This is a genomic window from Streptomyces xingningensis, from assembly GCF_054957865.1.
In genome coordinates this window covers 29,175-53,653 of sequence record NZ_JBDJPF010000012.1, presented here as the reverse complement: position 1 = coordinate 53,653, position 24,479 = coordinate 29,175, and the positions used below count along the sequence as shown (strand labels likewise).

21 protein-coding genes are annotated in these 24,479 nt (G+C 69.8%); 14 read left to right on the top strand and 7 right to left on the bottom strand.

The annotated features are described in order from the left end of the window. Window positions 1–74: 74 nt before the first annotated feature. From ABCR83_RS09095 to ABCR83_RS09065, 7 genes are all read left to right on the top strand, one after another. The gene (locus ABCR83_RS09095; protein WP_462694352.1) at window positions 75–1,421 is read left to right on the top strand and encodes a sensor histidine kinase; all 1,347 of its coding nucleotides are present in this window, start codon (window positions 75–77) and stop codon (window positions 1,419–1,421) included. 136 nt (window positions 1,422–1,557) lie between these two features. Beyond that, window positions 1,558–2,217 carry a response regulator gene (locus ABCR83_RS09090; protein WP_462694416.1) on the top strand — a complete coding sequence of 220 codons (660 nt, stop codon included), beginning with the start codon at window positions 1,558–1,560 and terminating at the stop codon, window positions 2,215–2,217. Between the two features lie 272 nt (window positions 2,218–2,489). Continuing rightward, window positions 2,490–4,475 (top strand): 2-oxoacid:acceptor oxidoreductase subunit alpha, encoded by a 1,986-nt coding sequence (locus tag ABCR83_RS09085; protein ID WP_462694351.1) that lies wholly within the window; start codon window positions 2,490–2,492, stop codon window positions 4,473–4,475. Between the two features lie 49 nt (window positions 4,476–4,524). Then, window positions 4,525–5,526, top strand: coding sequence for a 2-oxoacid:ferredoxin oxidoreductase subunit beta (locus ABCR83_RS09080; RefSeq protein WP_462694415.1), 1,002 nt, complete (start codon window positions 4,525–4,527; stop codon window positions 5,524–5,526). A gap of 93 nt (window positions 5,527–5,619) precedes the next feature. Then, a complete protein-coding gene (locus tag ABCR83_RS09075; RefSeq protein ID WP_462694350.1) occupies window positions 5,620–7,605 on the top strand; it encodes an APC family permease in 1,986 nt (661 codons plus the stop codon). Between the two features lie 91 nt (window positions 7,606–7,696). Next, on the top strand, window positions 7,697–8,680 hold the full coding sequence (rarD, locus tag ABCR83_RS09070) for an EamA family transporter RarD (RefSeq protein WP_462694349.1): 984 nt from the start codon (window positions 7,697–7,699) through the stop codon (window positions 8,678–8,680). 58 nt (window positions 8,681–8,738) lie between these two features. Beyond that, entirely contained in the window at window positions 8,739–9,713 is a 975-nt protein-coding gene (locus tag ABCR83_RS09065) for a M28 family metallopeptidase (protein WP_462694348.1), read from the top strand. Between the two features lie 24 nt (window positions 9,714–9,737). Here the strand turns inward: ABCR83_RS09065 and ABCR83_RS09060 are convergent, their stop codons facing one another. After that, window positions 9,738–10,112: a DUF6415 family natural product biosynthesis protein gene (locus ABCR83_RS09060; RefSeq protein WP_462694347.1), complete on the bottom strand. Its 375-nt coding sequence runs from the start codon at window positions 10,110–10,112 to the stop codon at window positions 9,738–9,740. 505 nt (window positions 10,113–10,617) lie between these two features. Here ABCR83_RS09060 and ABCR83_RS09055 point away from each other — a divergent pair. The 6 genes from ABCR83_RS09055 to ABCR83_RS09030 all read left to right on the top strand — a co-directional run bounded on the left by ABCR83_RS09055 (window position 10,618) and on the right by ABCR83_RS09030 (window position 15,729). Further along, the gene (locus ABCR83_RS09055; RefSeq protein ID WP_462694346.1) at window positions 10,618–11,553 is read left to right on the top strand and encodes a helix-turn-helix domain-containing protein; all 936 of its coding nucleotides are present in this window, start codon (window positions 10,618–10,620) and stop codon (window positions 11,551–11,553) included. 3 nt (window positions 11,554–11,556) lie between these two features. After that, window positions 11,557–11,775, top strand: coding sequence for a DUF397 domain-containing protein (locus ABCR83_RS09050; RefSeq protein ID WP_462694345.1), 219 nt, complete (start codon window positions 11,557–11,559; stop codon window positions 11,773–11,775). Window positions 11,776–11,844: 69 nt separating this feature from the next. Beyond that, window positions 11,845–12,219 carry a TetR/AcrR family transcriptional regulator gene (locus tag ABCR83_RS09045; RefSeq protein WP_462694344.1) on the top strand — a complete coding sequence of 125 codons (375 nt, stop codon included), beginning with the start codon at window positions 11,845–11,847 and terminating at the stop codon, window positions 12,217–12,219. Window positions 12,220–12,731: 512 nt separating this feature from the next. Next, complete coding sequence (locus ABCR83_RS09040; RefSeq protein WP_462694343.1) at window positions 12,732–13,103, top strand: nuclear transport factor 2 family protein; 372 nt, start codon at window positions 12,732–12,734, stop codon at window positions 13,101–13,103. 218 nt (window positions 13,104–13,321) lie between these two features. After that, window positions 13,322–14,791: an MFS transporter gene (locus tag ABCR83_RS09035; protein WP_462694342.1), complete on the top strand. Its 1,470-nt coding sequence runs from the start codon at window positions 13,322–13,324 to the stop codon at window positions 14,789–14,791. Between the two features lie 119 nt (window positions 14,792–14,910). Next, entirely contained in the window at window positions 14,911–15,729 is an 819-nt protein-coding gene (locus ABCR83_RS09030; protein ID WP_462694341.1) for a helix-turn-helix domain-containing protein, read from the top strand. 62 nt (window positions 15,730–15,791) lie between these two features. Here ABCR83_RS09030 and ABCR83_RS09025 read toward each other — a convergent pair whose 3' ends face one another. From ABCR83_RS09025 to ABCR83_RS09000, 6 genes are all read right to left on the bottom strand, one after another. Continuing rightward, complete coding sequence (locus tag ABCR83_RS09025) at window positions 15,792–16,676, bottom strand: ABC transporter permease (protein ID WP_462694340.1); 885 nt, start codon at window positions 16,674–16,676, stop codon at window positions 15,792–15,794. Then, window positions 16,663–17,682, bottom strand: a complete 1,020-nt coding sequence (locus ABCR83_RS09020; RefSeq protein WP_462694339.1) for an ABC transporter ATP-binding protein — start codon at window positions 17,680–17,682, stop codon at window positions 16,663–16,665. The genes ABCR83_RS09025 and ABCR83_RS09020 overlap by 14 nt, the downstream gene beginning before the upstream one ends. A gap of 19 nt (window positions 17,683–17,701) precedes the next feature. Further along, window positions 17,702–18,958, bottom strand: a complete 1,257-nt coding sequence (locus ABCR83_RS09015; RefSeq protein WP_462694338.1) for a LolA family protein — start codon at window positions 18,956–18,958, stop codon at window positions 17,702–17,704. Window positions 18,959–19,214: 256 nt separating this feature from the next. After that, entirely contained in the window at window positions 19,215–20,225 is a 1,011-nt protein-coding gene (locus tag ABCR83_RS09010) for a polyprenyl synthetase family protein (protein ID WP_462694337.1), read from the bottom strand. Between the two features lie 179 nt (window positions 20,226–20,404). After that, window positions 20,405–21,607, bottom strand: coding sequence for an FAD-dependent oxidoreductase (locus tag ABCR83_RS09005; protein ID WP_462694336.1), 1,203 nt, complete (start codon window positions 21,605–21,607; stop codon window positions 20,405–20,407). A 107-nt stretch (window positions 21,608–21,714) separates the two neighbouring features. After that, on the bottom strand, window positions 21,715–22,986 hold the full coding sequence (locus ABCR83_RS09000) for a carboxylate--amine ligase (RefSeq protein WP_462694335.1): 1,272 nt from the start codon (window positions 22,984–22,986) through the stop codon (window positions 21,715–21,717). A gap of 227 nt (window positions 22,987–23,213) precedes the next feature. On the opposite strand from ABCR83_RS09000, the gene fahA reads away from it, so the two are divergent. Continuing rightward, window positions 23,214–24,386, top strand: a complete 1,173-nt coding sequence (gene fahA / locus ABCR83_RS08995) for a fumarylacetoacetase (protein WP_462694334.1) — start codon at window positions 23,214–23,216, stop codon at window positions 24,384–24,386. The last annotated feature ends 93 nt before the right edge of the window (window positions 24,387–24,479 follow it).

Below are 24,479 nucleotides of genomic sequence, written 5' to 3'. Positions count from 1 at the left end.
GCCCCGTCCGGCGCCACACGGAAGGCTGGGGGTCACACGGCGATACCGGCTGGACGAAACGCAAGGACGAGAACATGGCCATTGGTTACGGTGCACATGACCGCCATCCATACCCGGAGGGGCGTCGAGCCCACCGGCTGCCCGTTCTGCTGCGCGCCCCCCTGGCCGGCCGCACTTGGCGCGAGTTCCTCCATCTCCAGCTCAACTTCCCCATTGCGCTGGCCGGTTTCATCTATCTGGCGGTGCTGGGCTCGGTCGGCCTGGGCCTGCTGATCTCCTTTGTGGGGGTGCCGCTGCTGGCCGCCGCCCTCTACGGGGCGCGGGCGCTGGGCGCGGCCGAGCGCTTCCGGGCGCGCATCCTGCTGGGCGTGGAGATGGCGTCGCCGCATCCGGTGCAGGCCGAGAACCGGCGCGGCGGGGCGATGGGCTGGACGATGGCGCTGTTCAAGAGCAGCGTGTCCTGGCGTCATGTGGCCTACGTCCTGCTGCTCTTCCCGTGGGCGCTGTGCACCTTTGTCATTTCGCTGTCGACCTGGCTGGTGGGCTGGGCGCTGTTCCTGTATCCGGCGTACCAGTGGATGTACCCGACGTGGTGGGGGCAGCCGGGGATGCACTTCTACAACAACCCCGGCCGGGACATCTATCTCGACAACCCCTTTGAAATAGGCGTCACTTCCGCCATCGGCCTGACCGTGGTCCTGGTCACCCCGTGGCTGATGCACGGCCTGGTGCAGGTGGACCGGCTGCTGGTGACCTCGCTGCTGGGGCCGTCCCGGCTGGCGGCCCGGGTGGTCGAGCTGGAGCAGGACCGCGGGGTGGTGGTGGACACCGCCGCCGCCGACCTGCGCCGCATCGAACGCGACCTGCACGACGGCGCCCAAGCCCGCCTGGTCGCCCTCGCCATGGACCTCGGCCTGGCAAAGGAAAAGCTCGAAGAAGACCCCGAGGCGGCCGCGAAGATGGTGGACGAGGCACACGGCGAGGTCAAACTCGCCCTCCAGGAACTCCGCGACCTCGCCCGCGGCATCCACCCCGCCGTCCTCACCGACCGCGGACTCGACGCCGCCCTCTCCTCCCTCGCCGGACGCTGCACCGTCCCCGTCAACGTCCACGTCGACCTCGACACCCGCCCCGCACCCGCCATCGAAGGCATCGCCTACTTCACCGTCTCCGAACTCCTCCAGAACATCAGCAAACACAGCCAGGCCCGCACCGCGCGCGCCGAGGTGTGGCGCTCCGGAAACCGCCTGATGCTCCAGGTCTGGGACGACGGCAAGGGTGGCGCCTCCACCGAATCCGGCAGCGGACTGGCCGGGCTCGCCGAACGGCTGGACTCGGTCGACGGCCTGCTGGTGGTCGACTCCCCGGCCGGCGGCCCGACCACGGTGACCGCGGAGCTGCCCTGGCGCGATCGCGGCTGAGAGCCACCTCCTGCCCCCCGGCTCACCGGGCCACCTCCTCGCTCCCCGATTCCTGCGATGCTTGGCACATCGATTGCCGACAGCGCAGCGCATCGCCTGCGCCGAACCAGGGGGCCGGAGTTTCGTGGAGGACAGGGTGCGGGTGGTCATCGCCGAGGATTCAGTGCTGCTCCGTGAGGGCCTGACCCGGTTGCTGACCGACCGCGGACACGAGGTCGTGGCCGGGGTGGGCGACGGGGAGGCGCTGCTGAAGGCGGTGCGGGAGCTCGCGGACGAGGGGGCGCTGCCGGATGTGGTGGTGGCGGACGTCCGGATGCCGCCCACCCACACCGACGAGGGGGTGCGGGCGGCGGTGCGGCTCCGCAAGGACCACCCCGACCTGGGGGTCCTGGTTCTTTCGCAGTATGTGGAGGAGCAGTACGCCACCGAGCTGCTGGCGGGCAGCAGCACCGGGGTCGGCTATCTGCTCAAGGACCGGGTGGCCGAGGTGCGCGAGTTCGTGGACGCCGTGGTCCGGGTGGCCCGGGGCGGCACCGCGCTGGACCCCGAGGTCGTCGCCCAGCTGCTGGGCCGCAGCCGCAAGCAGGACGTCCTGGCCGGGCTCACCCCGCGCGAGCGGGAGGTGCTGGGCCTGATGGCCGAGGGGCGGACCAACTCCGCCATCGCCCGGGAGCTGGTGGTGAGCGACGGGGCCGTGGAGAAGCACGTCAGCAACATCTTCCTGAAGCTGGGCCTGTCGCCCAGTGACGGGGATCACCGTCGGGTTCTCGCGGTGCTGACCTACCTCAGGTCTTGATCAACTGACGTTGTGTCAAATCAATGTCAGGCCCCCTGGTGGGGAGACCGGGCACACGGGGACCGAGGACCAAAGTCGCAGCGAAGCCGGGCCGGGCACCCCGGTTCACCCAAACCCCAAAACCCGGCATACCCGAACATAGAGCCACCAGGTGCGGCGGTCCCGCCACCGGCCCTCCCGGGGCACTCCGGCCCTTCCCCCGTACGATGGCCCAAGGGAACGCCGGTCGGCACCACCGTTGCGCTCCGCCGCCATGAGGGAGGTCCGAAGCAGTGACCAGCCAGGTCAGCCCGGCCGAACAGGCCGATGCAGCCGAACAGCCAGCCTTCTCCCCGCCGAAGGCCGGGGACGAGCCGTCACGCCTCGCCGAACAGCGCGGCCCCTCGTCGGGAAGCGGCTCCACCAAGGAGGTCCGCCGACTGGACCGGGTGATCATCCGCTTCGCGGGTGACTCCGGCGACGGCATGCAGCTCACCGGGGACCGCTTCACCTCGGAGACGGCCTCGTTCGGCAACGACCTGTCCACCCTGCCGAACTTCCCCGCCGAGATCCGCGCCCCCGCAGGCACCCTGCCGGGCGTCTCCTCGTTCCAGCTGCACTTCGCCGACCATGACATCCTCACCCCCGGCGACGCACCGAACGTCCTGGTCGCGATGAACCCCGCCGCCCTCAAGGCCAACCTCGCCGACGTACCGCGCGGCGCGGAGATCATCGTCAACACCGACGAGTTCACCAAGCGCCCCATGGCCAAGGTCGGCTATGACACCAGCCCGCTCGAGGACGGCACCCTGGACGCCTACCACGTCCACCCCGTCCCGCTGACCACGCTCACCATCGAAGCGCTCAAGGAGTTCGGGCTCTCCCGCAAGGAGGCCGAGCGCAGCAAGAACATGTTCGCACTGGGCCTGTTGTCGTGGATGTACCACCGGCCGACCGAGAACACCGAGAAGTTCCTGCGCCGCAAGTTCGCCAAGAAGCCCCAGATCGCGGAGGCCAACGTCGCCGCCTTCCGGGCCGGCTGGAACTTCGGCGAGACCACCGAGGACTTCGCGGTCTCCTATGAGGTCGCCCCCGCCACCACCGCCTTCCCGGCGGGCACCTACCGCAACATCTCCGGCAACCTGGCGCTGTCCTACGGTCTGATCGCCGCCTCCCAGCAGGCCGACCTGCCGCTGTACCTCGGCTCGTACCCGATCACCCCGGCCTCCGACATCCTTCATGAGCTGTCGAAGCACAAGAACTTCGGCGTGCGCACCTTCCAGGCCGAGGACGAGATCGCCGGCATCGGCGCGGCGCTGGGCGCGGCCTTCGGCGGCGCACTGGCGGTCACCACCACCTCCGGTCCCGGGGTGGCCCTCAAGTCCGAGACCATCGGACTGGCGGTCTCGCTCGAACTGCCGTTGCTGGTCGTGGACATCCAGCGCGGCGGCCCCTCCACCGGACTGCCGACCAAGACCGAACAGGCCGACCTGCTGCAGGCCATGTACGGGCGCAACGGCGAGGCCCCGGTGCCGATCGTGGCCCCCAGGACCCCCGCCGACTGCTTCGACGCCGCACTCGAGGCGGCCCGGATCGCGCTCACCTACCGCACCCCGGTGTTCCTGCTCTCCGACGGCTACCTCGCCAATGGCTCCGAGCCCTGGCACGTCCCGGACACCGGCGAACTGCCCGACCTGCGCGTACAGTTCGCCACCTCGCCCAACCACCGGCCGGCCGACGGCACCGAGGTCTTCTGGCCCTACAAGCGCGACCCCCGGACCCTGGCCCGCCCCTGGGCCGTGCCCGGCACCCCCGGCCTCGAGCACCGCATCGGCGGCATCGAGAAGCAGGACGGCACCGGCAACATCTCCTACGACCCGGCCAACCACGACCACATGGTCCGCACCCGCCAGGCCAAGATCGACGGCATCACCGTCCCCGACCTCGCGGTCGACGACCCCTCGGGCCAGGCCAAGACCCTTGTGCTGGGCTGGGGTTCCACCTACGGGCCGATCACCGCCGCGGTACGCCGGGTACGCGCCACCGGCGCGCACATCGCCCAGGCCCACCTGCGGCACCTGAACCCCTTCCCCGCCAACCTCGGTGAGGTCCTGGGCGGTTACCACACCGTGGTCGTGCCCGAGATGAACCTCGGCCAGCTCGCCACCCTGCTGCGCGCCAGGCATCTCGTCGACATCCGCTCCCACACCCAGGTCAGCGGCATGCCGTTCAAGGCCGAGCAGCTCGCCACCGTGCTCAAGGAGGCCATCCGTGCCTAATGCGAACCAGGCTCTCGCACTCGTGCCCAAGGCCGAAGCCCAGCAGACCATGAAGGACTTCAAGTCCGACCAGGAAGTGCGCTGGTGCCCCGGCTGCGGCGACTACGCCGTCCTGGCCGCCGTCCAGGGCTTTATGCCCGAACTCGGCCTGGCCAAGGAGAACATCGTCTTCGTCTCCGGCATCGGCTGTTCCTCCCGCTTCCCGTACTACATGAACACCTACGGGATGCACTCCATCCACGGCCGCGCCCCGGCCATCGCCACCGGCCTGGCCACTTCCCGCCGCGACCTGTCGGTCTGGGTCGTCACCGGCGACGGCGACGCCCTCTCCATCGGTGGCAACCACCTCATCCACGCGCTGCGCCGCAATGTCAACCTCAAGATCCTGCTGTTCAACAACCGGATCTACGGCCTCACCAAGGGCCAGTACAGCCCCACTTCCGAGCTCGGCAAGATCACCAAGTCCACGCCGATGGGCTCCCTGGACGCCCCCTTCAACCCGGTGTCCCTGGCCATCGGCGCCGAGGCCTCCTTTGTCGCCCGCACCGTCGACTCCGACCGCAAGCACCTCACCGAGGTGCTGCGCCAGGCGGCCGCCCACCCCGGCACCGCGCTGGTGGAGATCTACCAGAACTGCAACATCTTCAACGACGGCGCCTTCGAGGTGTTGAAAGACAGGCAGCAGGCGCAGGAGGCGGTCATCCGCCTTGAGCACGGGCAGCCCATCCGCTTCGGCGCGGAGCTCTCGAAGGGGGTCGTCCGCGACCCCGCCACGGGCGATCTGAAGGTCGTCGAGGTCACCCCGGAGAACGAGGCGCACATCCTCGTCCACGACGCGCACTCCGCCTCCCCCACCACCGCCTTCGCGCTCTCCCGCCTCGCCGACCCCGACACCCTGCACCAGACGCCCATCGGCGTCTTCCGCAGCGTGGACCGGCCGGTCTACGACACGCTCATGGCCGACCAGCTCGACGCCGCCGTCGAGCAGCACGGCAAGGGCGACCTCGCCACCCTGCTGGCGGGCAACGACACCTGGACAGTCGTCGGCTAGCGCGCGCGAACAGTCCACCGGCCGGGCACCGATCGGGTGTCCGGCCGGGGCGTCTATCCACCCGGACGCATGGGTACCCGCTCTGATATGGGCATGGCCACCAACGCCGAAATCCCCATCCGCGACCGGCTCCGCTACCGCCTCAAATGCCGACTCCTCGGCCCGCCGCTCGTCACCGAGCAGCTCGCCCACGAGAAGCTGTCCAACCCGATGGCGCTCGGCGTGCTCGCCTCCGACTGCATCTCCTCCACCGCATACGGCACCGAGGAGATGCTGCGCATCCTGGTCCCGGTCGCCGGCGTCGCGGCCTTCACCCTGCTGATGCCGGTCACCGGCGCGATCCTGCTGGTGCTGCTGCTCCTCACGCTCTCCTACCGCGACGTGGTCACCGTCTACACCCGCGCGGGCGGCTCCTATGTGGTCGCCCGGGAGAACTTCGGACCGCGCATCGCCCAGATCGCCGCCGTCGCCCTGCTGGTCGACTACATCGTCACGGTCGCCGTCCAGACCGCCGCCGGCACCGACGCCCTGATCTCCCTCGCCCACCTGGTCGGCCACCGTTACACCGGCATGGACCATCTCAAACTCCCCATCACCGTGGGCGTGGTGGTGGTGCTGATGTACGGGAATCTGCGCGGCATCCGCGAAGCGGGCCGGGCCTTCGCCACGCCCGCCTACCTCTTCATGGTCGCCGTCGCCCTGATACTGGTCGTCGGCCTGGTGCGCGCCCTGACCGGCGGCCTCCCGCACGCCAATGTGCACGCCCAGGGCGCGATCGACCTGGGCACCTCCGGCCATGGCTGGCTGTACGGCACCTCGCTCTTCATGGTGCTGCGCTCCTTCGCCAACGGCGGCTCCTCGCTCACCGGCCTGGAGGCGATCTCCAATGGCGTCTCGGCCTTCCGCAGCCCACAGGGGACCAACGCCCGCCGCACCCTCACCGCGATGAGCATCATCCTCGGCGTCATGGTGCTGGGCGTCTCCACCCTCGCCCACTTCACCCATGCCATCCCCTTCCAGGACGGCAACCCCACGGTGATCGCCCAGGAGGCGCACCTCATCTTCGGCAACAGCTGGGTGGGCACCACGGGCCTGGTCTATGTCCAGCTGGCCACCGCGCTCATCCTCTACACCGGCGCCAACACCCCCTTCACCGGCTTCCCCTTCCTGGCCAGCTTTGTCGCCGAGGACCGCTTCCTGCCCCGCCAGCTCACCCGGCGCGGCCACCGCCTCGCCTTCTCCAACGGCATCATCTGCCTCACCGTCGTCTCGCTCGCCCTGCTGTTCGTCACCGGCAGCAGCGTGGACAAGCTGGTCGCCCTCTACGCCATCGGCGTCTTCACCGGCTTCACCATGGCGGCGGCCGGGATGACGGCCCACCACTGGCGCCGCGACGAGCCGCACCGCCGGCTGAAGATCGGGGTGAACCTCGCCGCCGCCGTGGTCTCCGCCATGGTCGTGGTGATCTTCGCGATCACCAAGTTCACCGAGGGCGCCTGGCTGGTCGTGGTGATCTTCCCGATCGGGGTGTGGGCACTGATCCGCATAAACCGCCAGTACCGGCAGGAGGCCGAGGCCCTGGAGAACGTACCGGCCTTCACCACCGAACGCCCGCGCTGGCGGCGGCACTTGGTGTACGTCCTGGTCGACAACCTCGACCTGGCGGCCGTCAAGGCGCTGCGCTACGCCCATGAACTGCGGCCGGACGAGGTGCGGGCCCTGCACTTCGTGATCGACGAGACCCGCGCCCGGCGGCTGCTCGCCCGCTGGGAACAGACGCCCGGCACCAATGTGCCGCTGGAGCTGATCGACTGCCCGGACCGCAGATTCCGGCACGCCGTCGCCCAGCTCGCCGCCCGCAAGACCGCCGACGGCACCACCGCCCTGACCCTGCTGATCCCCCGCCGCACCTACTCCACCCCGCTGGGGCGGCTGCTGCACCGCGACACCGGCGAGCAGATGGCCAAGACCCTGGAACAACTGCCGAACGTCATCGTCACGGTCCTCCCCTTCGACGTCTCCAAGGCGGTGGAACGGCTCCGGGCCCAGCGGCCGGCCCACCCGGACCCCCTGTCATGACCGTCATGCGATACACGTATGACATACACCCCCGAAGGGCGCTACCTTCGCATGGCCACATCCCCATCGCACCGCCCCCCGGGAGGGAACCATGAATCCCGACGAGCCGACGCAGAGCGACATACGCACCGGCTTCCTGTACGGCGCCGCCGCCTACGGAATCTGGGGCCTCTTCCCCCTGTACTGGCCCCTGCTGGAGCCCACCGGAGCCTTTGAGATCCTCGCCCACCGCATGGCGTGGTCGCTCATCACCGTCGCGGCGGTGCTCGCCGTCACCCGCCGCTGGGCGTGGATACGCCCCCTGCTCCGGCAGCCCCGGCGACTGGCGATGATCGCGGTGGGCGCCATCGTCATCTCCGTGAACTGGGCGATCTACATCTGGGCCGTGAACGCCGGGCATGTCGTCGAGACCTCCCTGGGCTACTTCATCAACCCCCTGGTCGTCATCGCGCTCGGCGTCCTGGTGATGCGCGAGCGGCTGCGCCCCGCCCAGTGGGTGGCGGTGGGAGTGGGCGCCGCGGCCGTCGTGGTGCTGGCGGTCGGCTACGGCAAGCTGCCCTGGATCGCGCTGGGGCTGGCGGCCTCGTTCGGCACCTACAGCCTGGTGAAGAAGAAGGTCGGGCTGGGCGGCCTGGAGTCGCTGGCCGCCGAGACGGCCTTCCAGTTCCTGCCCGCGCTCGGCTTCCTGATCTTCCTCGGCGCCCGCGGCCAGAGCACCTTCGCGAGTGCGGGCACCGGGCACGCGCTGCTGCTGGCGGTGTCCGGGCTGATCACGGCGGTACCGCTGGTCTCCTTCGGGATGGCGGCCGTACGGCTGCCGCTGTCGGTGCTCGGGATGCTCCAGTACCTCGCCCCGGTGTTCCAGTTCGCGCTGGGCCTGTTCGTCTTCCACGAGGCCATGCCCGCCGAGCGCTGGGCGGGCTTCGGACTCGTCTGGCTGGCGCTGGCGCTGCTCACCTGGGACGCGCTGCGCACGGCCCGGGCCGCGCGGAGGGAACTGGAGGCGGCGCGGCACCCGGTGGCCGGCGGGCAGCTGTCCGATGGGCGGCACACCGTGACCGAAATCCGCTCTTGACCCACCCCGGATGGACCCCCAACATCATGTCCACGTCAAGTGGAGTTGGGAGCCCCCCATGTCTGTTCTCAACGGACCGACCCCGCCCCGGAGACGCCGCACCACCGCCGGCCTGCTGGCCGCCGGCGCGGCCCTGACCGCCGCACTGCTCGGCGTCTCCGCCACCCCCGCCACCGCCACCCCCGCCGCCACCGTCGCCGCACCCGAAATACCCGCCGCCAACGTCAAGGCGCATCTCAACCAGCTGCAGTCGATAGCCGACGCCAACAACGGCAACCGCGCGCACGGCCGCAGCGGCTACCGGGCGTCCGTCGACTATGTGAAGAGCAAGCTGGACGCCGCCGGATTCACCACCACCCTGCAGCAGTTCAGCACCAATGGCGCGACCGGCTACAACCTCATCGCCGACTGGCCGGGCGGCGACAGCGACCATGTGGTGTTCGCCGGTTCCCACCTGGACTCGGTCAACGCCGGCCCCGGCATCAACGACAACGGTTCCGGCTCGGCCGGTGTCCTCGAGGTCGCGCTGGCCGTCTCCCGCGAGGGCTACAAGCCCGCCAAGCACCTGCGGTTCGGCTGGTGGGGCGCGGAGGAGCTGGGCATGCGCGGCTCCAGCTACTACGTCAACCACCTGCCCGCCACGGACCGGTCAAAGATCGACGCGTATCTGAACTTCGACATGATCGGCTCGCCGAACCCGGGCTATTTCGTCTACGGCTATGACCAGAAGCTCGAATCGCTCTTCGAGAACTGGTTCACCGCCAAGAACATCGCCACCGAAGTCGACACCGAGGGCGACGGCCGCTCCGACCACGCCTCCTTCCAGCAGGCGGGCGTCCCGGTCGGCGGGCTGTTCAGCGGCGCCGACTACATCAAGTCCGATGACCAGGCCCAGAAATGGGGCGGCTCGGCCGGCCAGGCCTTCGACGCCTGCTACCACCAGTCCTGCGACACCTACGCCAACCTGGACGACACGGCCCTGGGCACCAACAGCACCGCCATCGCCAACGCGGTGTGGACGCTGAGCGCATAGCCCCCGCGCACGGGCCGGCGCGGCTCACCGCCGCATCGCAGGCCCGCCCTCCCCCGCCCGGTCGGCGCCGACCAAGCCGAGCAACTGGCGGCAGCAGCGCGCCGATTCCTGCACCCAGGCCAACGCGCACACCGGGTGCGGCAAGGCATCGGGCGGGGCATGGGCCGAGCGTCTGCGCACATAGTCGATTCCGACGCGTACGACGTCATCAAGGCCGCTCAACGCCTCCACCACCCGCAAGAGCAGCTGGGTATGCCTGGCGAGGTCCTGGATCAGACCGTTCAGCACGACAGCGTCGAGCAGGGCGCCCGCAGGCGGTTCGGCCAGGGCCCGCGCGATCGTCTCCCGGATCCGCGCGGCGTCGTCGGAAGCCATGGCCTCCGGTGTGGAGGCGTTCAACGGGCCTCCCCGGGAGCGTAGTCGGGGGCGGGGAGTGCGCGGGCCAAGGCGTAGTACGCCTCGGGTACGTCCGCCCGCCACGGGCGCCGACCCCCGGCGCCGGGGCCGGGGCCAGGGCCGCGAGTCGCGGCCGAAGGCAGCAGCGGGTGCCTCTCCTTGAGTCTCTGCTGAAGCGTCAAGCGCTCCGACGTGGGCGACGAGGGCATGGCGATACCAGGGAACTCGGGCATGGAAGGGCTCCAACGCGAGGCAGGGGTGTGGACGTTGACGGCGGGCCGCCGCATGGCGATCAGCGGGCGAGCGTGAACATGATGCGCGTCACCATGACCCCAGCCAGGATGCACTCGCGGACAACCTACTCGCAACATTGGAATCAAGATCCGCAAAGAAAAGACATACGTTCTATCGACGCCTACCCCCGCACCGCGGCACACTGCACCCGTACGACCACCAGGAGGACCTTAAAAGCCCTTCTACCGCCCCCTGTTGCTCCACCAGCCACCCGATGGGACGCAATACACACCCGCATGCGACCCAGCAGCCAGACGAAAGGCAAAACGGGAGAATGCCGACAGTGCAACTGGTCCCCACACTCCGTAGGCGTCGTCTCGGCGAAGCTCTCCGCAAGTTCCGCAGCGAAGCCAGCATGACCATCGACGAGACCACCGCGACCATGGGTTGGGACCGCAGCAAGCTCTCCAGAATCGAGAACGCCAAAGCCCACATCCGTCCCGCCGAAGCATCAAAGCTCCTCGGAATCTACGGTGTGGACGCACCGGACGTCCTCATGGCGATCGAAGCCCTGGCCAAGGACGCTGGCAAAAAAGGCTGGTGGCAGACCTACGGCAACGTCGTGGACCCTCTGACCAAGGACTACCTGTCGCTGGAGACCGACGCGGAGAGCACACGCGTCTGCTCTCCCAACGTGATCCCGGGGCTTTTCCAGACGGGAGCCTACGCCCGGGAGATCATCGCCGCAGGGTCTTTCCGGCGTACCCAAGATGAAGTGAATGCCTTCGCCGAAGTCCGCAAGGCTCGCCAAGCCGTGCTCACCACACACCGCGACGGAACAAGGCCACCACTGATTTTCTGGGCTGTCATCCACGAAGCCGTGCTCCACCAGCGTTTCGCCTCCCAGCCGTCGCTGATGCGCGACCAGCTCCGCCATCTGCTGGACATGGGCGAACTGCCGAACATCACCATCCAGGTGCTGCCCATGGCGATGGCCCCGAACCCCGCAATGATGGGTCTCTTCGAGGTCGTCCGATTCCAAGACCCATGGCCCACCATCGCCCTCGTGGAAACCCTTGTGGGCGGACAGTTCGTAGAGGGTACTGACGACGTGAACATCTTCGAGGCCGCCTTTGAGCGCACTGTCGCTGCCGCTCTTCCCGTGGACGACTCACGGGAGATCATTAAAAGAATCATGGAGAAGGACTAGAGCATGGATCGCAAGGAAGACCTTTACACCCTCGACCTGAGTGAGGCGAGCTGGCGTAAATCTCCCGACAGCAATGGCAGCCAAGCGTGCGTCGAGATCACCGACTTGCCTGACGGCGGCATCGCCGTCCGCGACTCCAAGAACCCCCACCGCCCGGACCTGCGCTACACCGCCGACGAATGGGCAGCCTTCCGCAAGGGCATAGTCAACAACTCGCTGTAAAAGCGAAGTCCAACGCCAACGGATGAACACGTCCCTCTCCCCGCCCAGAGAGAGGGACGCCCGTCACAAGTGGAGGGCGGCGCCGACCAGGTCGCCGAGCGGCTGCTCGCCGCGATCACCGCCAAGCTGGAGTCCGAGCCGACCGCCACGCTGGCGATGCTGCGATCCATGCTCACCCACCCGGAGGCGGCGGTCGGTGTCAGGGCGGCGATCGCGCGGCAACAGGCCCAGCTCAGTGCGGCCCTGGACACCCCCGACGCCGAGCTGCGCACGGCGGTGTTCGGAGCGATCAGCCTCGGCTTGGTCATGGGGCGGTACTTGCTGGAGCTCGACGGGCTGAAGGACGCCCCGCCGCAGGAGGTCGTCGAGGTGCTGCGTCCCTGCATCGAGGTGCTGGCCAATCAGCCGGTTTTCGAGCCCCGTTGCCAAACCGGCGACAGGTGACCTCGCCGGGTGCGGTGCGGTCGGACTGGGCACATCTCCGGAGTGGTCGCCCGACTCATCGAGCACATCCTGCGCAGGATCCCCCGAACTCCACATCGTGGGCGTGCATAGCGAGCCGCTGCGTAGCCACGTCGGCTGACGTATGAGCAACGCCTGGCTCCCCGTGCCGGGAGCCAGGCACCTGCTACCTGCACGGTCAGGTCGACGGCGGGCAGCATTTGCGCAGCATCGCGTCGCGGAAGGCGGGAAGCCACCCCTTCCGCCTGCGTCCGCGAGCCCGGCTCACCTCGTCGTCGGTGTGCACGGCGAATGCCCGCACCTGCGGCACCCCATCGGCCAAGTGCAGCCGCGCGACACCGCCCTTGCGGCCGCCGGGCGGGGCGGTCCTCGCGATTTCTTACATCGGAGGTAATCGACGGGGTTTACATCCCAGTAGCAGGATCGAGTCGTCAGGCGGTGCCCGTCTTATTCCGGGCCCGGCTGCCCATGACTCTCTGCACTGAGGAGAACGCGTGAGTGACATCGAAGCGAAGGTGGAAAAGTACGTCGCCACCTGGGCCGAACCGGACCCCGGGGTTCGGGGCAAGACAATCGCCGAACTGTGGGCGGAGGACGGTGTCTACAGCAATTCCGCGACCGTGTACCGGGGCCTTGAGGGCATCGAGTTGGCGGTGACGGAAGCGTATGACGCCTTTGTTCCCCAGGGCTTCACCTTCCGGGTCGCGAAAATCGACACCAACCACGAGGCCGTGCGCTACCAGTGGGAGGTCATCCCGCCCGGCGGCGGCGAGCCGACGATGAAGGGCACGCAGTTCGTCATCGTCGGCGAAGACGGCAGGTGGCTGCGCGACCACCAGTTCATCGACCTGGCTCCGGCCAACTGACCGGAGCCAACGGCAGACCACCGGCAAAGCCAGGTGCCTCATCCCTGGCTTGCCGGTCCCCTGCTGGACTGCGGCTTTCTTGCTGGTAATGGAAACGGCTGGCCGGATACCCCTGTGCCGATTTTCGGCGGATATCCCCGTGATTGCCGAAGGTTTCCCGACAGCGCCGCCGGTCTCAGACAGAAGACCTGACGATACATCAATCGGGAGTCGAGACAATGTCGGTTGACACAGATATCCGCCCCGCTCCGGCCGGAACGGCAGAGGCGGCAGAGGCGGCAGAGGCGGCAGAGGCGGATTCGGGCCGCGGCGGCCTGGTCCGGATGCTGATCGTAGTGTCCGGCATGTTCATGATTGCGTTGGACTTCTTCGTGGCCACCGTGGCCATCCCGTCCACCCGTGCGGACCTGCACGCCAGTGCCGCCGCGCTCGAGTTCTTCATCTCGGGGTTCAGCCTCGCCTATGTGGCGTGCATGCTCACCGCCGGCCGGCTGGGCGACCTCTACGGCAGGCGGCGGCTGTTCGCCATCGGCATGGTGCTGTTCACCCTGGCCTCGCTGGGCGCCGGCCTGGCCCCCAACTCGGGTGTGCTGATCGCCGCGCGGGTCGTCCAGGGCATGGGCGCGGCGGTGATGACCCCGCAGATGTTGGCCATCTTGAACACCTCCTTCTCCGGGCCCGCCCGGGTACGGGCCTTCACCGCCTTCGCCCTGTCCATGGGCATCGGCGCGACCTTCGGCCAGTTCATCGGCGGCCTGCTGATCCACCTGGACATCGCCGGGCTCGGCTGGCGCACCATCTTCCTCATCAACGTCCCCATCGGGCTGGCCTCTCTGGCCCTGATGCGCAAGTACATCCCCGAATCGCGCGGCGCCGGGCGCGAAGGCCTGGACCTGCTGGGCGCCCTGCTGGGCTCCGCCGGCCTGCTGGCCGTTGTGCTGCCCCTGGTGGAGGGCCGGGAGCAGGGCTGGCCGGCCTGGTCGTGGGTGTGCCTGGCCGCCTCGCTGCCCCTGTTCGCCGCGTTCGTGGCGCGTCAGCACCGCCTGGAACAGCGCGGCGGGGCGCCGCTGATCTCGCTCAAGCTGTTCCATGAGCGTGCCTTCTCCGTCGGCATCCTGATCATCCTGGGTTTCTTCGCCGCGATGGCCTCCTTCATGCTGGTGCTCGCCCTGTACCTGCAGGAGGGCCGTGGCCTGTCCGCGCTGGCGTCCGGCTCCATCTTCGCGGCCCTGGGCGTCGGTTACGTCCCGGCCGCCTTCGCCGCCCCCAGGCTGGCCGCCCGCATGGGCAAGCAGATCCTCACCCTGGGCGCTCTGGTGGTGGCGGCCGGCTACGGGCTGCTGATCCTGGCCGCGTCCTCGATCGGCACCAGCGGACCGGCCGCCTGGATCATGCCGGGGCTGTGTGTGGCCGGCATCGGCATGGCCCTGTTCGCCAACCCCGTCACGCCCACCGTGCTCTCCGGCGTCTCGCCCGACCATGCGGCCGCGGCCGGCGGCGTGCTGTCCACCGGCCAGGAGGGCGGCAACTCCCTGGGCGTATGCGCCATCGGCGTGATCTTCTTCGGAATCCTCGGCCACGGCAACTACACCCACGCCTTCGAGTGGAGCGTAGCCCTGCTTGCGGGCTTCACCATCATCGTCGCCGCGCTCGTCCAGCTTCTGCCCAAGCCGGCCCCCCAGAGCTGACGCCGGCGCGATGCGCACAACCCCCCTCGGACATGCAGTCGCGTCCGAAGCGTTGGCAGACAATGATCCTGTACGGCGGGCCGGTTGACTGCCTGCCCACAGGACGAGGTGAGGGCTACATGACGACGATGACGACGATGGCGACGACCCTGCGTCAGACCCAGTCCCTGGGTGACCTGCTGCGGCAGTGGCGCAAGCACCGCCTGCTCAGCCAGCTGGAGCTGGCGGCCAAGGCGGAGATATCCCCCCGTCATCTGAGCTTTATCGAGAACGGCCGCTCGGTGCCCAGCCGCGAGACCGTGCTGCGCCTGGCCACCGCCCTCGGCCTGGAGCTGCGCGAGCGCAACCCGCTGCTGCTGGCGGCCGGTTACGCTCCCGTCTACCACGAGACCAGCCTGGATGCGCCCCATATGTCGGCGGTGCGGGCCATGGTGCGCCAGTTGCTCGCCGCGCACGAGCCGTTTCCCGCCGTGGTGCTGGACCGCTACTGGAACCGCGTCGACGCCAACCAGCCCGCCCTGCTCTTCCGCGCCGACGTCGCCCCCGAACTCCTCGAAGAGCCGGTCAACCTGCTGCGGGTGAGCCTGCACCCGGAGGGATGTGCCCCGCGGATACTCAACCTCGGCGAATGGCGCGCCCACCTCTTCAGCCGGCTGCGCCAGCAGATCATGATGACCGCCGACCCCGAACTTGCCAAGCTCTACGAGGAGTTGGCCGGCTACCCCTGCGACCAGGCCGAGCCCAAGATCGAACTGCCCGGCCCCGGCCAGATCGCGGTCCCGCTGCGCATGGTCCACGAGGGCCAGGAGCTGGCCTTCTTCAGCACCATGGCCACCTTCGGCACACCGCTGGACATCACCGTCGCCGAGCTGGCCATCGAATCCTTCTACCCGGCCGACACCCGGACCACGGAATTCCTCAGCCGGATCCGGTGGTAGACGCGGGAGTCCTGGCCGCGGACGGCAGCCTGGCCCAGCGGCTCCGGCACGCCTGTCCCCGGTCAGGCCGTGATGTCCTTGGACGTGAACCGGGCCCAGGCCGCCGACCCGAACACCGCCGCATACAGCGCCTGAAGGCCCAGGTTGCGCCACACCTGGTCCCAAGTGACCGGATCCCGCAGCAAATCCGAGAAGCTCAGCCAGTAGTGCGGGAACAGATACGGCTGGATCGCGTGCAACTGCGGGAACTGGTCGAGGATCTGCACCGTGATCAACAGCCCCACCGTGGTGGCCATCGCCGCGATGCCGCTGCCGGTGAGCGTGGAGACGAACAGGCCCAGCGCGGCGATGCCCACCAGCGAGGCCGCCACGATCCCCGCGATCGCCACCGCCCGCAGCATGCCCTCCCCCAGGGACACGGTCGTCCCGCTGATCAACGTGAAATCGCCCAACGGGAACAGCAACGCCCCCACCGCGAGCGCGGACAGGGTCACCACCAGGGTGGCGGCCAGGCAGAAGGCCATGACGGAGACGAACTTGGCCAGCAGCAGCCGGGTCCGCCCCGCGGGGGCGACCAGCAGATAGCGCAGCGTCCCGGTGGACGCCTCGCCCGCGATGGCGTCCCCGGCCACCACCCCGATCGCCATCGGCAGGAAGAACGGCAGGGTCGCGGCCAGCGCGGCGAACACCAGGAACAGACCGTTGTTGGTGATCTGGCTGATGAACGCCGGGCCTTCACCACCCCGGTCGTCGAACGAGCCGCCGCCCCCGCCCGTTTCGATCTTCACCGCGATGCCGATCACCACCGGTACGGCACACAGCACCCCCAGCAGTGCCAGCGTCCGCCAGCGGCGGAACACCGTCACCACCTCGCTGCGGAACAGGGACAGCCGCCACAGCGGGTTCGGGGTCCGCGCGGCCGGCATGGCCGTATCAGCCTGCGACATCGAAGCCCTCCCCGGTGAGTGCGACAAAGGCGTCCTCCAGCGAGGCCCGTTCGGTGCCGAAGGCCCGCACCCGCACCTGGGCCCCGACCAGCGCGGCATTGAGATCCGCGAGGTCGGCGGCCGGTTCGCCGGTGGGGAGTTCGCCGGTGACGCGGTCGTCCCGGACCACGAGATCGTTCACACCATGCTCCTTGAGGACGCGGACCGCGTCCGCGGTGTCGGGGGTGGTGACGGCCAGCCGGCCACGGGTGGAGGAGGCCAGCTCCCCCACCGTCCCCTGAGTCAGCAGCCGCCCCTGCGCCATCACCGCGGCATGCGTACACACCTGCTCGATCTCATCGAGGAGATGGGAGGAGAGGAAGACGGTGGTGCCCTCCGCCGCCAGCGACCGCACCAGCGACCGGATCTCCCGCATGCCCTGCGGGTCGAGCCCATTGGTCGGCTCGTCCAGCACCAGCAGCTCGCGCGGCTGGAGCAGCGCGGCGGCCAGACCGAGGCGCTGCTTCATGCCGAGGGAGTACGCACGGGCCTTCTTGCCCGCCGCCCCAGTGAGGCCCACCCGGTCCAGGGCCTCGGCGACCCGGGCCGAGCGGGTGCCCGGATCGGCGGTGGGGTCGGCCGCGTCATACCGGACGAGATTGTCCCGGCCGGAGAGAAAGCCATAGAGCGCCGGTCCCTCAATGAGCGCCCCCACCCTGGGGAGCACCCGCCCTCCGGCCCGCGGCATCGGCTCACCGAGCACCCGGGCCATTCCCGAAGTGGGTTCTATCAGGCCCATGAGCATGCGAATGGTGGTGGTCTTGCCGGAGCCATTGGGGCCGAGGAAGCCGAACACGCTGCCGCGCGGCACCAGTAGATCCAGCCCGGCGACGGCGAGCTGCCCCCCGCGATAACGCTTGGTGAGCCCCCTCGTCTCGATCACCGCCGACGGTGCGGAGCGGTCCTCCACGGCTTTCCCTTCGTCTGTCCCCACCGCGGATGGCCCCGGGCCGGCGGCCGGGGCCATGCGTACGGCGGACGGCCGGCTACTTGCCGCCCGCGGCCTTCAACAGCGCGTCCTTGGTGACCGCACCGGCATACACCTTGCCGTCATCCGTCAACAGCACATTGACCAGCCGGGTGCTCACCAGACGGCCGGAGCCAAAGGGACCGGACACCTTGGTGCCAAAGCTGTCCAGCAGTGCGGAGGCACCGCCCCCCTGCTTCGCCTTGTCCGCCCCCTGGCGCGCCCCGGGCAGCGCGCCCTTGTCCATGGCCTTGCCCCCGGTGATCTCCACAACCGAGGTCCAGCCCTTGCCGATGACCTTGGGCCCGGCCTGCTGCTGCTCCCGCCCGTGCTCCGCCGCACCCGGCCGGCCCGGCTTGCCCTCGGTGACCTTGGCGCCCTTGGGCGGGGTGAAGGTGAAGGCGGACGCACCGGGCTTGCCGAAGGAGACCTTGGTGAAGGCCGCGTCGACGGCCGCCTTGCCACCGCCCTTGGGCGTGAGGGTGAACTTCAGCGGCACACCGTTCTTCGCGTCGACGGCGATGCGCACGGCCCCGACGGTCGTCTCGCTCTGCTTGGGCTTGATCGTCAGCTGATAGGCATCCCGGCCGGCCACCTTGGCCGTGCCGTCGACTGCCACCGAGGTGGTGTCGTCCACGGCGGCGAGCATCTTCTTGGCCAGCTCCTGCGGCGTGGCACCGGCCAGGTCCTTGGGGGCCTGGTGCTTCGGGGCGCCCTGCTCCCCCGGCGCCGTCGAGTGATAGGCGGTGTTGCTGCCGCTGTCGTACGCCCAGACCTGGTCGCCGTTGTGGATGAGGCTGTACTCGGCGGTGCGCTCCACGATCGACACCCGCTGCTTCTGCGGGCCGTCGGCGGCCACCCGCAGCGTGTGCGTACCAGCGGCCAGCTCGGTGAGTTTGGTGTCCGGCGCGGCGGCCGAGCCCTTGTCGCCCTTGTCGCCCTTGCCGTGCCGCTCGCCGCCCAGACCGCCCTGGCCGAGCGACATGCCCGAGGGCAGCGCCGGAATGCCCAGATCCGAGGTGATGCGCACCGAGCCGGACAGCTGCTGCACATCCGACGCCGCCATCTTGGCTATCAGGTCCTGTGCGCTGATCTTCGGCAGCTCGGGGTCGCCCGCACTGGCGAGGGCCGAGCCGATCCCGATGGTGGCCGCGGCGACTCCGGCCACCGCCACCGGCACCGCGTAACGGACGGCCTTGCGGCGGTTCTTGCTCTCGGGGAGGGCGGGGTCGGCGGCATCGTCGCCCGCGCCCGGTGTCGGTTGGATCCGTGCCATGTGCTCTACCTCCGTCGTCGGCGGCGGTCATCGGCTTGCTGCACTCGCCCACACCCAGAGCCATTGTGGCCCCGACCGCCCGGTGATGGCGCTGGAGTCCGGAGGATTGCCCCCGGCCGCCACCGTCCATTCCACCAACAACGCCCGGCCCGGTCATCAGCCGACGGCATCAACTCCCCGTACCTCTCGGGTATGACACCCCCCGGAGACGGACCCGCCCAGCGGCGGAGCAAGGGCGCATCCGGGTGCCGGACGGTCAGCCCGCCCGGTGCACCACCGCGTCACAGAGCTCTTCCAGCGCGGTCTTGGCACAGCAGTCGGGCAGCGGCGCCAGCGTGGCCCGCGCCTGGTGGGCGTAGCGGACCGTGTCCCGCCGGGCCTGCTCGAGAGCCGGATGGGCGCGCAGCCGGACCAGCACCTCGGCATGCCGGCCGTCGTCGGTGAGATCGCCCTCGAGCAATTCGCAGAGCTCCAGATCGCCCGGCGCACGGGTGGCCGCCGCCTGGGCGCGCAGGTGCAGTACGGGCAGGGTGGGGATGCCCTCGCGCAGATCGGTGCCGGGGGTCTTGCCGGACTCATGGGAGTCGCTGGCGATGTCGAGCACATCGTCGGCGAGCTGGAAGGCGGTGCCGAGCCGCTCTCCGAAGTGGCTGAGGATCTCCACCACATGCTCGTCCGCGCCGGACATCATCGCCCCGTACCGCCCGGCGACGGCGATCAGCGAGCCGGTCTTGCCCGCGATGACATCGAGGTAGTGCTCGATGGGGTCGCGCCCGTCGCGCGGGCCCGCCGTCTCCAGGATCTGGCCGGTGACCAGGCGCTCGAACGCCTCGGCCTGGATCCGGACGGCCTCCGGGCCGAGGTCCGCGAGGATCCTCGAGGCGCGGGAGAAGAGGAAGTCGCCGGTGAGGACGGCCACGGAGTTGCCCCAGCGGGCGTTGGCGCTCGGCACGCCGCGGCGCACATCGGCCTCGTCCATCACATCGTCGTGGTACAGCGTCGCCAGGTGGGTGAGCTCGACGACCACCGCCGAGGGCACCACACCGGGGGCGTACGGGTCACCGAACTGCGCGGCGAGCGTCACCAGCAGCGGCCGGAACCGCTTGCCGCCGGCCCGCACCAGGTGCTGAGCGGCCTCGGTGATGAAGGGCACATCGCTCTTGCAGGCCGCCAGGAGGCCCTCCTCGACAGCGGCCAACCCGGCCTGGACATCGGCTTCAAGAGCCTGGTCCCGCACGCTCAGCCCGAAGGGCCCGACGACGGTCACGAGGGGTACTCCTGTCTGCCTGCGAACACGGGGATTGTCGATGTGTCGCTGTCTTCACCAAAAGTCAGCGTATCCGGTCGGCTGTCGATCATCGTGGCCGCCTGCCGCTTCGATCGCTCCGCCGGTACCCATCCCGCCCCTGCCCACAGCCGACGACGAGGACGCACCCCCCAGGCCGCTCAGCCTCCCGCCACTGCCCGCGCAACGCGCGGTGACGCATACTCCGTCCCACAGACAAATCGCATCACCGGCCCAAAACTCGCCGCCGCCGGCAACCCGGTGAAGTACAGCCCCGGCACCGACGACCGGTACCCCGCCCCCAGCCGCGGCCCGCCCGCGCCCACCGCCAGCCGGGTGCGCAGCCCGGCGCCGAGGAAGTCCAGCGCCGCCAGATCCACCCGGTACCCGGTGGCCGCGATCACATGGTCGGCGGCAAGCTCACCCTCCACGCCCCCGGCGTCCGCCAGCGTCAGCACCGGCCGCCCCTCGACGACCCGCGCCCGCACCAGCCGCTTGCCCTCGGTGACCTGCACCCGCCCCACGAAGCGATCGCGCAGCCACCACGCGCCGAGCGGCCCCAGCACCCGCCGTACCAGGTACTCCCGGGTCCGCGGCGGCAGCCGCCGGAAGCCGTCCGCGTGATACGAGAAGGCGTACAGCGACCAGGCCCGGCCGAAGGGCGTATCCGGCTTGAGCATCGACTGGCCGTCCGGCGCGGCACCGAACCGCACCGCGCCCCGCCGCCGCGCGACCACCCGCACCGACGCCGCCCCCGCGTCGGCCAGCAGCACCGCCGTCTCCAGCGCCGACTGCCCGGCCCCGACGACCACCACCTGCTGCCCGGCGAAGCCCGACAGATCGTTGTGGTGCGAGCTGTGCGAGATGGGCCCGCTCGCGGAGGGGCCGTCCGGCACGGCCGCCGCCAGCTCGGCGGGCACCCGGGCGAGCCCGCTCAGCCCGGTGGCCACCACCACCGCCCGGGCGGCGAACTGCTCCCCGGAGTCCAGCTTCAGCTCGAAACCGGGCCCGGTGTCCCGGCGTTCCACGGACACCACCCGCACCTGCTCCAGGTCCGGGACCAGCCGCCGCTGGAACCACTGCCCGTACCGCGCGAACGTCTCCACCGGGATGGTGTCCCAGTCCGACTCGTACCGCTGCTCCCCCGTGTCCAGACAGAAGTCGGACAGCCTGTGCCCCGGCTGCGGGGCATCGATGTCCGAGGCCACCGGAGTGGACTTCAGCAGCATTCCCGCGGGCATGTGTTCGCGCCAGCTCACCATCGGTGAACCGAAGACGCGCGTCGAAATGGAGCGCGCCCGCAGATGAGCCGCGGTCGAGAGGCCGTATGGACCGGCCCCGATGACTGCTACCGGAAGTGTCACGTGTCCCCTCCAGGGCATTGCTCGGCCTGTCGGCCAACTCGACTGGACCACTGGATCGTTCTGGCGGCTGGATCGTTCTGGCGGTGTGGGATCAGTTCGGCGTGGGATCAGTGCCGCGTGGCCACCTGGGCCGCGCGCCGCCGCGAGCGCCACATCTGCCACAGGTGTTGCGCGCCCGGCCGGATGAACCGGGCGAGCATGGTGAAGAACGGCTTCATGTCGTCGCGGGCCACCCAGGCCAGCTCGGTGCCGCTGGCGCGGGGCGGGGCATGGGGAGTGGTGTAGCCGCTGCGGCGGTAGGCGGCGAGCGCGGGCAGGTCGATGTTCTCCACGATGAAGCGGCGGCCCGCGAGCTGCTCCCCCTCGGGCACCTTGCGCCCGGTGAGGTCCAGGTGCTGGGCGCGCACCACATCGATGCCCGCCTCGTTCTCGAAGAGGCGGAACTGGGCGCCCATCCGGGGGTTGAAATCCAGCAGCTTGTACTGGCCGTCCCGCCGGTCGAACCGCCAGTCCAGGTCGATGATGCCGCAGAACCCGATCTGCTTGATGAACTGGGCGGCCATGGCGGCCAGTTCGGGGTTGTCGACGATATAGGCGTTGGCCGTCATGCCCGCGTGCGGCGGCCAGGAGCGCACCTTGACCCCGGTGAACAGGGCCAGCGGGGAGCTGTCCCGGTCGAAGTAGGCATGGACGATCCAGTCCTCGGCCTCCTCGCGCGGCAGGTACTCCTGGAGGATCACCCCGGGTGACGGCCCCCAGTCCCGCGCCAGGTCCAGCAGTTCGCGGGGGCCGGCGATGCGCGTGGTGCCGGGCACCGCGGGGTGCCGGCGCCGCTCGAAGGCCTCGCGGTTCTTGGCCACCAGCGGGAAGTTCGCCACCCCCGCGTACTTCTCGATCTCCTCGTACGAGACCGGGAACAGCGCGGCGGGCGAGGGCACACCATGCTCGACGCACAGCTCGTGCAGCCCCTGTTTGCTCGCGAGTCTGCGCGGCAGCTCCGGCTCCACCGGCGGGAAGAGAAATGGACCGGCCAGCTCCGCGGCGTGCTCCGCGATCAGCACCGCCGCCTCCTCGTCGGTGGGCAGCAGCACGGCGGGACGGCCGATCCGCTCGCCGATCCTCAGCAGCCCCTCGACTAGTTCCCCGGCCCGCTCCGTACCCTTCGTCGGCCAGACGAAGCCCGCGGTCAGATAGCGGGAGAGGGCGGCGGGAGTCCAGCGGTCCTCGGTGATGGCGTACATGGGCACGCCGAGTCTGCCGAGGCTGCGGATGGCTCCGACGCCGCCATGATGTAGTGGATAGTCGCCGAACTTGACAATCAACCCGGGAACGGATCGGTCCGCCGCGGGCGCACTCCTGTTCGCCACCAGCACCCCCATGGCCACCCAGCCTCAGCGGCCCCCCACTGTGTGTGACCCGACTAAGGACGCTACTTCGGAATCGACGCTTCCAGCAAGGAGTTACCGGACATTGCCCTGCCTTTTCCCGCCTATGGGGCAGCGCCCGAACATCTCTTGCCCGTCGGCCGTCAACCCGTAATGTGTGGCCCGAGTGGAACCCGTCCACCGGCCGCGAGCATCCAGGAGAAGGCGAGGCAGCGACCCCCATGCCCGAGCACATCCCGCAGCTGCCCGAAGGCGACCCCTTCGGCGCGGACACCCTTCCGTACGGCGTCTTCACCACCCCCGACGCCCCGGACCACCCCCGCATCGGCGTCCGCTACGGCGGACATGTGCTGGACGCGGCGGCGGCCGCGGCCGAGCATGGCTCCGCCTACGCCGATCTGCTGGACCAGCCGGTGCTCAACCCCCTGATGGCGGCGGGCCGTCCGGTCTGGCAGGCGGTCCGCGAGCAGATCCGCGGCTGGCTGGCCGACGGGGCCTTCCACCCCCTCGACGAGGTGACGCTCCACCTGCCCTTCGAGGTCGCCGACTATGTCGACTTCTATGCGAGCGAGCACCACGCGGGCAATGTCGGCCGCATCTTCCGCCCCAACGGTGATCCGCTGACTCCCAACTGGAAGCATCTGCCCATCGGTTACCACGGGCGCGCGGGTACGGTCGTGGTCTCCGGTACCGAGGTCGTGCGCCCCCAGGGCCAGCGCAAGGCCCCCACCGATGAGCTCCCCTCGTTCGGCCCCTCGGTCCGGCTGGACATCGAGGCCGAGGTCGGGTTCGTGGTCGGCACCCCGGCGCCGGCCAACACCCCCGTGCCGCTGGACGACTTCCGCGCGCATGTCTTCGGCGTCTGCCTGGTCAACGACTGGTCGGCGCGCGACATCCAGCAGTGGGAGTACGTACCGCTCGGGCCGTTCCTCGGCAAGTCCTTCGCGACCTCCGTCTCCGCCTGGATCACCCCGCTGGACGCCTTTGACGCCGCCCGTACGGCACCGCCGGAGCGCACCCACCCGCTGCAGCCCTATCTGGACGACGCCGACTCCGAGCCCGGCGGCCTCGACCTGCGCCTCGAGGTGGCCATCAACGGCAAGACGGTGACCCGGCCGCCCTTCGCCACCATGTACTGGACGGCGGCCCAGCAGCTGGCCCATATGACCGTCAACGGCGCCTCCTTGCGCACCGGCGACTTCTTCGCCTCCGGCACGGTCAGCGGCCCGGAGGAGGATCAGGTCGGCTGCCTGCTGGAGCTCACCAGGGGCAAGGGCCCCTACCTCGCGGACGGCGACGAGGTCACGATCACGGCCTGGGCACCGGGCCGGGATGGCGCCCGGATCGGCCTGGGCGAGGTCGTGGGACGCGTGGCACCGGCCGCGACCGGCTGAGCACTCAAAAACGCCGGACGGGTCGAACTCAGCCCGTCCGGCGTTTGAGGACAGCGCGCGCAGCGTGCTGCGGGGTTTGGGGCGTAGCCCCAA

Bases quoted from the DNA above. Each gene is read 5' to 3' on its own strand.
- ABCR83_RS09050 (WP_462694345.1), top strand. From the start codon at position 11,557: ATGGATCGCAAGGAAGACCTTTACACCCTCGACCTGAGTGAGGCGAGC.
- ABCR83_RS09075 (WP_462694350.1), top strand. From the start codon at position 5,620: ATGGCCACCAACGCCGAAATCCCCATCCGCGACCGGCTCCGCTACCGC.
- fahA (WP_462694334.1), top strand. From the start codon at position 23,214: ATGCCCGAGCACATCCCGCAGCTGCCCGAAGGCGACCCCTTCGGCGCG.
- ABCR83_RS09020 (WP_462694339.1), bottom strand. From the start codon at position 17,682: ATGGCCCCGGCCGCCGGCCCGGGGCCATCCGCGGTGGGGACAGACGAA.
- ABCR83_RS09035 (WP_462694342.1), top strand. From the start codon at position 13,322: ATGTCGGTTGACACAGATATCCGCCCCGCTCCGGCCGGAACGGCAGAG.
- rarD (WP_462694349.1), top strand. From the start codon at position 7,697: ATGAATCCCGACGAGCCGACGCAGAGCGACATACGCACCGGCTTCCTG.
- ABCR83_RS09095 (WP_462694352.1), top strand. From the start codon at position 75: ATGGCCATTGGTTACGGTGCACATGACCGCCATCCATACCCGGAGGGG.
- ABCR83_RS09055 (WP_462694346.1), top strand. From the start codon at position 10,618: ATGGGACGCAATACACACCCGCATGCGACCCAGCAGCCAGACGAAAGG.
- ABCR83_RS09015 (WP_462694338.1), bottom strand. From the start codon at position 18,958: ATGGCACGGATCCAACCGACACCGGGCGCGGGCGACGATGCCGCCGAC.
- ABCR83_RS09030 (WP_462694341.1), top strand. From the start codon at position 14,911: ATGACGACGATGACGACGATGGCGACGACCCTGCGTCAGACCCAGTCC.
- ABCR83_RS09025 (WP_462694340.1), bottom strand. From the start codon at position 16,676: ATGTCGCAGGCTGATACGGCCATGCCGGCCGCGCGGACCCCGAACCCG.
- ABCR83_RS09065 (WP_462694348.1), top strand. From the start codon at position 8,739: ATGTCTGTTCTCAACGGACCGACCCCGCCCCGGAGACGCCGCACCACC.
- ABCR83_RS09000 (WP_462694335.1), bottom strand. From the start codon at position 22,986: ATGGGGGTGCTGGTGGCGAACAGGAGTGCGCCCGCGGCGGACCGATCC.
- ABCR83_RS09080 (WP_462694415.1), top strand. From the start codon at position 4,525: ATGAAGGACTTCAAGTCCGACCAGGAAGTGCGCTGGTGCCCCGGCTGC.